Here is an 11,735-nt window from a genome sequence, read left to right on the forward strand (position 1 = left end):
GGAGCGTCCCCCGATGGAGCCCCATAACGTCTCCCCATGCGCGGGATCATCCTCGCCGGGGGAACCGGTAGTCGTCTGTGGCCCATCACCCTCGGGGTGAGCAAGCAGCTCATGCCGGTCTACGACAAGCCGATGATCTACTACCCGCTGTCCACGCTGATGATGGCCGGCATCCGCGAGGTCCTGGTCATCACCACCCCCGGTGACTCGGCGGCCTTCGCGCGGCTGCTGGGCGACGGCTCCCAGCTGGGCATGCGCATCGAGTACGCCGTCCAGCCCGTACCCGAGGGCCTGGCGCAGGCGTTCCTCATCGGCGCAGAGTTCCTCGACGGGCAGGCCGCCGCCCTGGTGCTCGGCGACAACATCTTCTACGGCGCCGGCCTGGGCACCGCCCTCTCCCGGATGCCCGAGCCCGACGGCGGGCACGTGTTCGCCTACCACGTGGCCAACCCCGGCGAGTACGGCGTGGTGGAGTTCGACGGCACCGGCCGGGTCACCTCCATCGAGGAGAAGCCCGCCGAGCCCAAGAGCTCCTACGCCATTCCCGGCCTGTACTTCTTCGGCCCCGACGTCGTCGACGTCGCCCGCACGATCACCCCAAGCGCCCGCGGCGAGCTGGAGATCACCTCCGTCAACGAGCACTACCTGCGCCAGGGCCGGCTCACCGTTACCGTCCTGGACCGCGGTACCGCCTGGCTGGACACCGGTACCTTCACCAGCCTGCGCCAGGCCGGCGAGTTCGTCTCCGTCGTCGAGGAACGCCAGGGCCTCAAGATCGGCTGCATCGAGGAGGTCGCCTGGCGCAACAGCTGGCTGGACGACGACGGTCTGCGGGCCGTCGCGGAGCCGCTGGCCAAGAGCGGCTACGGGGACTACCTGCTGGGCCTGCTCGCCGGCTAGATCCCGCGGTACTGGGTGGGGACCATCCGAGGTCCGCGCTTGGGCGGCATGCTGCCGCCCACCTCCAGCAGCCGCACCACCCGCTGACGGTGCCCCGACCAGGGCTCGAGCAGCTGCAGCATCCCGACGTCATCGGTCTTCCGGCCGGCCAGCGACCAGCCGACCAGGTTCTTCAGGTGGTAGTCGCCGACGCTGACCGTGTCCGGGCAGCCCAGCGCCCGCTGCACCACCTCGGCCGCCGTCCACACGCCGATGCCCGGCACGGTATGCAGGCGGCGCTGCAGCGTCGGGGAGTCGCAGCCGTCGTCCGGCTCCAGCCGGTGCGCCACGCTCGCCACCGCCCGCAGCGCCCGGCGGCGGGCGCCGTCCAGTCCGCAGCGGTGCCACTCCCAGTCGGTCACCGCGAGCACCCGTTGCGCGGACGGGACGACCCGCATGCCCGCCGGCGCGGGCCCCGGGGCCGGCTCGCCGGCCAGCCGGAGCAGCTCCCGCCAGGTGCGGTGCGCCTCGAGGCCGGTCACCTTCTGCTCCAGGACGGCGGGGACCAGCGCGTCCCAGGTCCGCCCGGTGCTGCCCAGTCGCAGCCACGGGGTACTGCGGTGCAACCGCACGACCAGCGGGTGCTCATCGGGCCGGAACTCCGCACACGGGTCCGCGGCGCCCAGCCAGCGCGGCACCGCACTCCCCGCCCAGCCGGCGCCCGGGCCCCAGGCCGCGACCCGGACCTCTCCGCCGTTCCCGGACAGGTGCACCGTCGCCGGCCCGTCGGGGGTGGTGGTCGTGCGCCAGATCCCGTCCTCGGCGTAGCGCAGTGTGGGGTCGCCGGTGCCCCGCCGGTCCCGGGACAGGGCGCGGCGGACGTCGGCCGGCCAGTCCGGCCGCCAGACCGACTCGTGCGCGGGCGCGCTGGTGGTCGTGCTCCTCGCTGCCGTCAGCGGGGGGCCATCCGCAGCGCGCCGTCCATCCGGATGACCTCGCCGTTGAGGTAGCCGTGCTCGACGATGTCCAGGGCGAGCTGGGCGAAGTCCTCGGGGCGGCCCAGTCGCTTGGGGAACGGGATGCCGGCGGCCAGCGCCGTCCGGGCCTCCTCGGGGAGCCCCGCGAGCAGCGGGGTGTCGACCAGACCCGGCGCGATGGTGCACACCCGGACGCCGACCGAGGACAGGTCTCGCGCCGCCGGCAGGGTCAGGCCCACGATGCCGCCCTTGGAGGCGGCGTAGGCGATCTGGCCGATCTGCCCGTCGTAGGCCGCGATCGAGGCGGTGTTGACGATCACGCCGCGCTCGCCGTCCTCCTCGGGCTCCGTGCGGGCCATCGCGGCGGCGGCCAGCCGGAGCACGTTGAAGGTGCCGATCAGGTTGACCGTCACCGTCCGGGTGAACGGCACCAGCTCGTGGGCGGAGCCGTCCCGGCCGAGCACCCGGGCGGCGTAGCCGATGCCGGCGCAGTTCACCGCGATGCGCAGCGGGCGGTCCTTGCCGGTCGCGTCCTCGATCGCCGCCTGCACGGAGGCCTCGTCGGTGACGTCGGTGCGCACGAATGTCGTGTGGCCGCCCAGCTCGGCCGCGAGGGCCTGTCCGCGGTCGGCCTGCAGGTCCATGATCGTGACGGCGGCCCCCCGGGCGGCCAGCGCGCGGGTGGTGGCCTCGCCGAGCCCGGAGGCACCCCCGGAGACGACCGCGGCGACGTCGATGCTTTTCATGCCCGGGAGATTAGTTGCGCCGCGGGGCAGGACGGCGAGGGCCCGGTCAGTGCCCGGCGCCGCTGCCGGTCACGCCGGGCGACGGCTCGTGGTCCTGCGCAGCCCGCATGCCCACGCGTGCCTCCGCCTCGGCCAGGGCAACCTCGCGCGACAGCCGGACCAGTCGCGCCTCCTGCTCGCGGAACCGGACCCCCGTGCTGCCCATCATGTAGATGAGCAGGAGGGCGAGCACGTACAACAAGAGGTCAGCACCACGGGTCACCCCCACCCAGTCGGCCAGCTGCTGGGTGGCGTTGGGGAAGATGACCGCCAGCACTCCGACCACGACGGTGATGCCGGCCAGGATCTTGCGGCGCGCCTGCCCCCGCAGTGATGCACGGGAGCGCAGCGAGAACCACACGGCGAAGATCAACGCCGGGACGAGCAGCCACTTGATGATCACCGACGCCTCCCATGGCTGATTCGGTGCGCGACGGTGTCGGCGAGGATGTTCACGCTGTTGAGCAGGGGTTGGCCCTTCGAGCGCGAGTAGTCGGTGTAGAGGATGTGCACCGGGTACTCCACGATCCGCCGACCCGGTCGGGTCAGGTGTTCCTCCAGCTCGGAGGCGTAGGCCATCCCGGAGTGGGCGAGCTTGATGCTCGCCGCCACCTCGCGGGTGATCAGCCGCAGACCGTTGTGGGCGTCGGTGAGCTTGGTGCCCGACTTGCGGTTCATGAGCTTGGCCGCCAGTCGGAGGATCATCCGCCGCAACGGACTCATCTCGGTCTTCTGGTCGAGAAAGCGGGAGCCCATGACGACGTCGTAGCCCTCCCGGATCCGCCGGATCATCCCGAGCAGGTCCGCCATCTGGTGCTGGCCATCGGCGTCGAAGCACCCGATGTAGCGCGCGGTGGTGAACCGGAGCGCGGCCTCGTACCCCGTCTGCAGGGCACCGCCGGCTCCCAGGTTGACCGGGTGGCTGACGCGGAGCGCGCCGGACGCGTCGATCTGCTCGGCCGATCCGTCGGTGCTGGCGTCGTCGACGGCGATGACGTGCAGCCCCTCGGCCACCAACTCGGCAATCACCCCGCGGACCACCGGCGCCTCGTTGTAGACGCGCACGATCACGACCGTGTCGTCCCACGGCCCGGGGGGCGGCGCCGTGGCCAGTTCAGGCGGCGTCGCGACGTGGAGCCCGTTCCGCTCGCCGGACTGCCACGCACCTTCTCCGACTGCGCTCATCGGGACGGAGCGTAGACGGCCGAGGACCTCAGCATGGGGACGCAACGCGCTGGGCACGGTCAGGCGAAGCGCTCCCCCGCACCTTCCGTCACTGCAGCAAGCAGCTCTTTCACGCGTTCGGCGTCGCCGACCGGGCACATCATCGTGACGTCGGCCGTGTGCACGACCACGCTGTCGCGCACGCCGACCAGGGCGACCAGGTGCGCGGGGTCGTCGCTGAGCACCACGTTGCCGCTGCTGTCGAGCAGCACGGTGAGCCCGCGGACGGCGTTGCCCGCCGCATCGGTCTCCAAGGTGTGCGCCAGCGCCGGCCAGGATCCGACGTCCAGCCAGTCGACGTCCAGGTCGACCACGGCCACCCGGCCGGGCTGGGTGGCCGCCGGCTCCAGCACCGCGTAGTCGACGCTGATCTTCGGCAGCGTCGGGAAGACCTCGGCAAGGACGGCGTCGCGCTCCGGACCGGCCGGCGCCGCGACGATCGCCGCCAGCCCAGCCGCCGACTCCGGCAGGTGGTCGGCAAGGGCGTCGAGCACCGTCTGCGCGCGCCAGACGAACATCCCGGAGTTCCACACGTACTCGCCGCTGGCCAGATACTGCTCGGCGGTCGCCCGGTCCGGCTTCTCCCGGAACGACGCCGCCTCGGCCGCGCCCGGCACCTCGATCGGCGCGCCCTTCTGCACGTAGCCGAACCCCGTCGCCGGCGAGGTGGGGGTGACGCCGAGGGTGACCAGGGCACTCGGCCGGACGGCGAGCACGTCGTAGGCGGTGCGCAGCGCGTCGGCGAACCGTTCCACCGGCCGGATCACGTGGTCGGAGCTGACCACGGCCAGCTCGGCGTCGGGGTCGACGTCGGCGACCAGCGCGGCGGCCAACCCGACTGCGTTGGCGGTGTCCCGGGCAACCGGCTCGAGCACCAGCCGGTCGGCGCCGAGCTCGGGCAGCGCGGCGCGCACCAGGTCGCCGTACCGGGCGGCGGTGCAGACCCAGATCTGCTCCGTCGGGAGCACCGCCTGCAGCCGAGTGAACGCCTCGGCCAGCAGGCTGTGCGCTCCCCCGCCGTCGGCGTCGGCGATGACGTCGAGCAGCTGCTTGGGCCGCTGCGCCCGGGACAGCGGCCACAGCCGCATCCCCGATCCCCCCGCCATGATCACCGCGTGTCGCATCCGATCAGCCGTTCCGGGAGTCGAGCTCGCCGGCTGCGCGCTGGAAGCGCGCGCCCGAAGCCACCCGCCCGCTGACGTAGGAGATCAGCATTCGGGCGCCCAGCCCGGACCGCAGGGCAGCCCGGAGCGGCGCGTTCCGCCGGCCGGGATACTGCCTGGACAGGTAGCGCAGGGCGCTGGTGTGGTGGACCCGCCGCATTCGGTGCGGCTCCCGACGGGTGGCGTGCCCACCCTCGTGGACGACGACCGCCGAGGGCACGTAGACGTGCAGCCAGCCGCGGTGGCCAAGCCGCTCGGCGAGGTCGACGTCCTCGAAGTACATGAAGTAGCCCGGGTCGAAGCCGCCGACGGAGTGGAAGGCGGCCAGGTCGACGAGGAAGCAGGACCCGGACAGCCAGCCGGCCGGCCGCTCGCGGGGGGCCTCGCGCTCCCGCCGGTAGCGGGCCGTCCACGGGTTGGCCGGCCACACCCAGCCGAACAGCGCGTGCCCGATGCCGGTGCCCAGCGCGGGGAGGTCGCGGGCCGAGGGGTACAGCTCCCCTTCCGGGGTGCGGATCGCCGGGCCCACGGTGGCCGCCCGCGGCCACCGTTCCGCCGCGGCCAGCAGTTCGTCGACCGATCCCGACTCGAAGCGGACGTCTGGGTTGGCGACCAGCGCCCAACCCTCGTGCACATCGGCCAGTCCGGCGTTCGCCGCCGCTCCGTAACCGATGTTGCCGCCGGTGGGCAGCAGGCGCACATGCGGGTTCTCCGCGGCCGCACGCTCCGGCGACCCGTCGGTGGAGCCGTTGTCGGCCAGCACGACGTCCACCGGTTGGGTTGTCGCCTCCGCGAGCGAGGTGAGAAAGCCTCCGAGGGTGTCCCCCGGGGAGTAGGTCACCGCCACCACCCGCAGCGGTCGGGGTCCCGGTGCTGCGTCCACGCGGCGAGCGTATGCGGCCGGCTCCGTGCCACTGGTCACCGCGCGGGTCCGGCGGGGCAGATGAGGAGGGTGGGATGTCCGCCCCCCGTGCATCCGGTCCGATCACCCACCCGCCGGTATGGTCGCGAAGCGTGACTACAGCAAGCCCTGACCTCGTCGTCGTCGGCTCCGGTTTCTTCGGCTTGACGGTCGCCGAACAGGTGGCGACCCAGCTGGACAAGCGGGTGCTCGTCATCGACCGCCGTGACCACCTCGGCGGGAACGCCTACTCCGAGGCCGAGCCCGAGACCGGTATCGAGATCCACCGCTACGGCGCCCACCTGTTCCACACCTCGAACGAGCGGGTGTGGGAGTACGTGAACCGGTTCACCGACTTCACCGACTACCAGCACCGGGTCTTCAGCGTCTACTCCGGCCAGACGTACTCCCTGCCGATCAACCTCTCCACGATCTGCGGGTACTTCGGTAAGAGCCTCTCCCCCGCCGAGGCGCGAGAGCTCGTCGCCGAGCAGGCCGGCGAGGTCGACACCGCCAGCGCGGCCAACCTGGAGGAGAAGGCGGTCTCGCTCATCGGTCGCCCGCTGTACGAGGCCTTCATCCGGGGGTACACCAAGAAGCAGTGGCAGACCGACCCCACCGAGCTGCCCGCCGAGGTCATCGCCCGGCTGCCGGTGCGCTACACCTTCGACAACCGTTATTTCAACGACACCCACGAGGGCCTGCCGGTCGACGGCTACACCGCCTGGCTGACCAGGATGGCCGAGCACCCCAACATCGAGGTGCGGCTGAACACCGACTACTTCGACGTGCGCGGAGAGCTGCCCACCGACATCCCGACCGTGTTCACCGGGCCGATCGACAAATACTTCGACTACCAGGCCGGCGAGCTGGGCTGGCGCACCCTGGACTTCGAGCAGGAGGTCCTGCCGATCGGCGACTTCCAGGGCACCTCGGTGATGAACTACGCCGACGAGGGCGTCCCCTACACCCGGATCCACGAGTTCCGGCACTTCCACCCGGAGCGGGACTACCCCAAGGACAAGACCGTCGTGGTCCGGGAGTACTCCCGATTCGCCGAGACCGGTGACGAGCCCTACTACCCGATCAACACCCCGGAGGACCGGGCCAAGCTCGAGACCTACCGCGAACTCGCGAAGAAGGAGGCCGCGGACAAGCGCGTGCTCTTCGGCGGGCGCCTGGGCACATACAAGTACCTGGACATGCACATGGCCATCGGTTCAGCACTGAGCATGTTCGACAACCGCATCCGCCCATTTTTCGACCAGGGTGGGTCGCTCGACGGCCGCCTGGAGGACTGAGCACCATGACCACGACCGACTCCGCGGTGTCGCCCGAGCGGGTCAGTGAGCCCTCGGCCGCCGACCTCTCCTCCCAGAAGGCAGTCACCCTGCTCCAGCGGGTCATCCTGCCCCGCCCCGGTGACCCCCTGAAGGTCCGCTCGCTGTACGTCGACGAGGAGCGCGCCAAGCGGGTCAAGTCCGCTTCGCGTTCCGAGGCGACCGTCGCCGCCGGGAACGAGGTCTCCTTCGCGACGTACTTCAACGCCTTCCCGGCCAGCTACTGGCGCCGGTGGACGGTGCTGCCGACCGTCATCCTCGGCCTGGACGTCTCCGGCCCCGGGCGCATCGACGTCTACCGGTCCAAGGCCGACGGAAGCGTCATCCACGTCACCGGCGTGGCCACCTCGGGCGAGCGGCGCCGGCTGGAGTTCGATCTGGACCTGACGCCGTTCGAGGACGGCGGCTGGTACTGGTTCGACGTCACCGCCGACGACGGCACCTTCACCCTCCACCAGGGGGCGTGGTCGGCCCCCCTGGCGCCGTCCGACGAGACCCGCCTCTCGATCGGCATCTGCACCTTCAACCGACCCGACGACTGCGTGGCCGCTCTACAGGCGCTGGCCGACGATCCCGTCGTCGTCGAGCTGATCAACCGGGTCGTCGTCGCCGACCAGGGCAACAAGAAGGTCCGTGACGCGACCGGGTTCGCGGCCGCGGCGGCGGCCCTGGGCGACCGGATGCTGCTGGTCGAGCAGCCGAACTTGGGCGGCAGCGGCGGCTTCTCGCGCACGATGTACGAGATGCAGACGTCGACCGACGCCACGCACCACATCTTGCTCGACGACGACGTCCAGCTCGAACCGGACAGCATCGCCCGCGCCTACGCGTTCGCCCGCTTCGCCAAGCGGCCGATGCTCGTAGGCGGTCAGATGCTCGCCCTGCAGGACCGGTCAGTCCTGCACACCATGGGCGAGGTCGTCACCATGGACAAGTTCTTCTGGCGGGCGGCCCCGAACACCGAGTACGGGCACGACTTCGCCAGGAAGAGCCTGCGCAAGTCGCCTCAGCTGCACCGGCGCATCGACGTCGACTACTCCGGCTGGTGGATGTGCCTCATCCCCCGCGTGGCGATCGAGCAGCTCGGTCTGGCCCTGCCGCTGTTCATCAAGTGGGACGACGCCGAGTACGGCATCCGCGCCGGCGAGCGGGGCTTCCCGACCACGACGCTGCCGGGCGTTGCGGTGTGGCACCTGTCCTGGAGCGACAAGGACGACACCGCGGGGTGGCAGGCCTACTTCCACACCCGCAACAGGCTGGTCGCGGCTGCGCTGCACAGCCCGTACAAGCGGGGCGGGTCGCTGCTGCGGGACACCTTCAAGTTCGACCTGAAGTTCCTGATCATGCTGCAGTACGCCACCGCGTCGCTGCACCACCGGGCGTACGAGGACTTCCTCGCCGGCCCCGACCGGCTCTTCCCGCTGCTGCCCACCGCCCTGCCGACGGCGCTGGAGCACCAGGGCGACTACCCCGATGGCCGAGTGGTCGCCTCCTCCTCGGACCTGCCCCTCCCGTCCATGGGAGCGGTCAAGGCGGAGCGGTTCATGAAGCCGCCGACCACCCCGGGGACCATCGGCCGCACCCTGCTGGCCGCGCTGTCGCACAACCTGCGCGCCCCCAAGCCGGGCACCGCCGAGCGGCCGGAGATGAACATCTCCGCCCAGGACGCCCGCTGGTTCCTGCTGTCGCGGCTCGACAGCGCGACCGTGGGCACGGCTGATGGCCGTGGTGTCACGTTCCGCCGTCGGGAGCCCGACACCTTCTGGCGGATGCTGCGACAGTCGGTCCGACTGCACGCCCGGTTGCTTCGCGAGTTCCCGGCGCTCCGTGAGCAGTACCGGGAGCACCTGGACGAGCTGACCTCGCTGGAGAACTGGGGCAAGGCCTTCGCCGGGGACGTCAGGGGCGCGTGAACCTCTCCCGCCGCCCGGCCCGGGTGAGGCGCAGCCAACTGCGCCAGGCACCCGGGTCGCGGCGGTGGACGAGGAAGAAGTAGGAGAAACGCACCCACTCGAGGGGCAGCAGCCAGCGCATGCCCGGCTGGGCCATCAGGTAGCCGCGGTTGCGATAGGTGAAGAAGCGCTTGACCTCGTCGGTGGGGTACTGCGCCGACAGCCGGCCGCCCAGGATGGGCTCGAACTCGCTCGTGCCCTGCGGGTGCAGGTACGCCGCCTGGACGGCGGTGCCGAACGACAGCCCCGAGCGCACGAGTCGCCGGTGGACCTCGGTCTCGTCCCCCCGGAAGAACAGCCGGTAGTCCGGGACACCGACGACGTCGAGAGCGGCGGCGGTGAACAGGGCCCCGTTGAACAGCGACGCGTAGGAGGGCAGCACCTCCAGACCGCTGAAGTCGCTGCGGGCCCGTCGCCAGCGCAGCCCGCGGCGCAGGGGGAAGGCCAGCCGGTCGGGGTCGGACATGTCGGTGACCAGGGGTGAGACCTCGGCAAGGCCGTGCCGCCTCGCCGTGGCCAGCAACGTGGCCAGCACCGTGTCGTCCGCCGGACGGCCGTCGTCGTCGGCGCACCAGACCCAGTCCGCGCCCAGCGCCAGCGCGTGCAGCATCCCCAGGGCGAACCCGCCGGCACCGCCGAGGTTGCGCTCACTGGGCAGGTAGGTGACCGGCAGGCCGCTGGCGTCCACCACGTCACGGGCCGGCTGGTCGGGACCGTTGTCCACCACGACCACGTGGTCCACCGGCCGCGTCTGGCCGGCGATGGCCGCCAGGCTGAGGGCCAGCAGCCGCTGCCGGTGTCGGGTGACGATGACCGCCACCACCCGGTCGCCGTCGGGAGTGCTCACTGCCGTGAGGTCCGGTAGGCGGCCAGGACCTCCTCCAGCTCTCCCTGCTGCCGCACCCGGCCGTGTTCCATCCAGATGGCGGTGTCGCACAGCTCGCGGAGGAACTCGTCGGAGTGGGAGGCGAACACCAGCAGCCCGGCCCGGTCCACGAGCTCGGAGAGGCGGCGCTTGGACTTCTCCAGAAAGGCCGCGTCGACGGCGCCGATGCCCTCGTCGAGGAGCAGGATCTCCGGGTCGATGCTCGTCACGACACCGAGGGCGAGCCGGACCCGCATGCCCGTGGAATAGGTGCGCAACGGCATGCCGAGGAAGTCGCCGAGCTCGGTGAACTCCGCGATGTCGTCGACCCGGGTCTCCATCTGCTTTCGGGTCATGCCGAGGAAGAGGCCGCGGATCATGATGTTCTCGATCCCGGAGATTTCCGGGTCCATGCCCACGCCCAGGTCGAAGACCGGCGCGACGCGACCATGGATCTCCGTCACCCCGCGGGTCGGTTCGTAGATGCCGGCGAGCAGACGCAGCAGGGTGGACTTGCCGGCGCCGTTGTGCCCGACCAGACCGACCCGGGCGCCGTGTTCCAGGTGCAGACTGATGTCGCGCAACGCTTCGATGATCGGCACCCGCGCCCCGCTGTCGATGTTGCCACCGACCAGCCCCATCACCGTCTTCTTCAGCGAGCGGCTCTTGGCGTCGAAGATGGGGAAGTCGACGGACGCGTCCTTGGTGAGGATGCTGACCTGCTGACTGCTCGTGGACACGTTCACACCCAATACGCGACGCGGGACCGGTACTTGCGAAGGACGAACAGGGCCAGCGCCCAGCCCACGACGGTGATCGCGAGGACCACGATCCAGTGCCGCGGGACCTGGTCCTGACCGAGCATGGGCGCCCGGATGATCTCCACGAAGTGCAGTAGCGGGTTGAACTCCGCCAGCCGGGCACGCTCGGCGATCGAGGGGTTCGGGCTGTTCAGCAGGTCGCCGTAGATCCAGACGATCGGCGTCAGGAAGAACAGCAGTTGGACCACGCTCTGGGTGATCGGCGTCAGATCACGGAAGCGGGTCGTCACGATGCCGAACAGCAGCGCGACCCACGCGCCGTTGAGCGCCAGGAGCACGAAGGCCGGGATCGCGGCGAGGTCGGTCCAGTGCAGCGGCTGCGGGAACACGATGAGCATGACCGCGTAGACGAGCAGGTTGTGGGCGAACAGCAGGGTCTGCCGCCAGACCAGCCGGTACACGTGCACGCTGAGCGGTGAGGGCAGGTGCTTGATCAGGCCCTCGTTGGCGATGAAGACCTCGGCGCCCTCGGTGATGCACCCGCTGATGAACGCCCAGACGATGAACCCGACCAGGATGTAGGGCAGCTGCACCGAGAGGTCGTTGCCGAACAGGCCGGCGTAGAGGATTCCCAGGGCGATCGCGGTCACCGCCATGCTGATCGTGATCCAGATGGGACCGAGCATCGACCGGCGATAGCGCTGGCGGATGTCCTGCCATCCCAGGTGCCCCCACAGGGGACGCATGGCCCAGCCGTTCCTGAGATCAGCCAGCGCGCGCCCGAGAGTGACGGTCGCAGTCACTGCAGCCATGCCGCGAACGCTACATGGGCGGGGGCGGCGACCCGGCCGGTGACGCGTCCCGGTGAGGCAGGCGGGACCAGTGTGG

General features: G+C 70.9%; 12 protein-coding genes. 3 read left to right on the forward strand and 9 right to left on the reverse strand.

Features of this window, described 5'->3' with window-relative positions; genetic code table 11:
• Positions 1–36 precede the first annotated feature (36 nt).
• A complete protein-coding gene (gene rfbA, locus BLW04_RS00760; RefSeq protein ID WP_091536091.1) occupies positions 37–900 on the forward strand; it encodes a glucose-1-phosphate thymidylyltransferase RfbA in 864 nt (287 codons plus the stop codon).
• Here rfbA and BLW04_RS00765 read toward each other — a convergent pair.
• The 6 genes from BLW04_RS00765 to BLW04_RS00790 form a co-directional block, all read right to left on the reverse strand.
• On the reverse strand, positions 897–1,652 hold the full coding sequence (locus tag BLW04_RS00765; protein WP_254780920.1) for a DNA-3-methyladenine glycosylase family protein: 756 nt from the start codon (positions 1,650–1,652) through the stop codon (positions 897–899). The genes rfbA and BLW04_RS00765 overlap by 4 nt on opposite strands.
• A gap of 179 nt (positions 1,653–1,831) precedes the next feature.
• Complete coding sequence (locus BLW04_RS00770) at positions 1,832–2,602, reverse strand: SDR family NAD(P)-dependent oxidoreductase (RefSeq protein WP_091536093.1); 771 nt, start codon at positions 2,600–2,602, stop codon at positions 1,832–1,834.
• A gap of 46 nt (positions 2,603–2,648) precedes the next feature.
• Positions 2,649–3,044, reverse strand: coding sequence for a DUF2304 domain-containing protein (locus BLW04_RS00775; protein ID WP_091536095.1), 396 nt, complete (start codon positions 3,042–3,044; stop codon positions 2,649–2,651).
• Positions 3,041–3,826: a glycosyltransferase family 2 protein gene (locus tag BLW04_RS00780; protein WP_091536098.1), complete on the reverse strand. Its 786-nt coding sequence runs from the start codon at positions 3,824–3,826 to the stop codon at positions 3,041–3,043. The genes BLW04_RS00775 and BLW04_RS00780 overlap by 4 nt, the downstream gene beginning before the upstream one ends.
• Positions 3,827–3,885: 59 nt before the next feature.
• Positions 3,886–4,989: a mannose-1-phosphate guanylyltransferase gene (locus BLW04_RS00785; RefSeq protein ID WP_091536101.1), complete on the reverse strand. Its 1,104-nt coding sequence runs from the start codon at positions 4,987–4,989 to the stop codon at positions 3,886–3,888.
• Positions 4,990–4,993: 4 nt separating this feature from the next.
• On the reverse strand, positions 4,994–5,911 hold the full coding sequence (locus BLW04_RS00790; protein WP_254780922.1) for a glycosyltransferase family 2 protein: 918 nt from the start codon (positions 5,909–5,911) through the stop codon (positions 4,994–4,996).
• A gap of 131 nt (positions 5,912–6,042) precedes the next feature.
• On the opposite strand from BLW04_RS00790, the gene glf reads away from it, so the two are divergent.
• The gene (gene glf, locus BLW04_RS00795; protein WP_091536104.1) at positions 6,043–7,230 is read left to right on the forward strand and encodes a UDP-galactopyranose mutase; all 1,188 of its coding nucleotides are present in this window, start codon (positions 6,043–6,045) and stop codon (positions 7,228–7,230) included.
• A 5-nt stretch (positions 7,231–7,235) separates the two neighbouring features.
• Entirely contained in the window at positions 7,236–9,182 is a 1,947-nt protein-coding gene (locus tag BLW04_RS00800) for a glycosyltransferase (RefSeq protein WP_091536107.1), read from the forward strand.
• Here BLW04_RS00800 and BLW04_RS00805 read toward each other — a convergent pair.
• From BLW04_RS00805 to BLW04_RS00815, 3 genes are read right to left on the reverse strand one after another with little or no spacing between them, the layout of a single operon-like run.
• Complete coding sequence (locus BLW04_RS00805; RefSeq protein ID WP_091536109.1) at positions 9,169–10,068, reverse strand: galactofuranosyltransferase GlfT1; 900 nt, start codon at positions 10,066–10,068, stop codon at positions 9,169–9,171. The genes BLW04_RS00800 and BLW04_RS00805 overlap by 14 nt on opposite strands.
• Positions 10,065–10,826, reverse strand: coding sequence for a galactan export ABC transporter ATP-binding subunit Wzt/RfbE (locus BLW04_RS00810; RefSeq protein WP_091536783.1), 762 nt, complete (start codon positions 10,824–10,826; stop codon positions 10,065–10,067). Before BLW04_RS00810 ends, BLW04_RS00805 begins: the two co-directional genes overlap by 4 nt.
• 2 nt (positions 10,827–10,828) lie before the next feature.
• On the reverse strand, positions 10,829–11,659 hold the full coding sequence (locus BLW04_RS00815; protein ID WP_091536112.1) for a galactan export ABC transporter permease subunit Wzm/RfbD: 831 nt from the start codon (positions 11,657–11,659) through the stop codon (positions 10,829–10,831).
• Positions 11,660–11,735 lie beyond the last annotated feature (76 nt).

The organism is Modestobacter sp. DSM 44400 (assembly GCF_900107175.1).
Classification (GTDB): Bacteria; Actinomycetota; Actinomycetes; order Mycobacteriales; family Geodermatophilaceae; genus Modestobacter.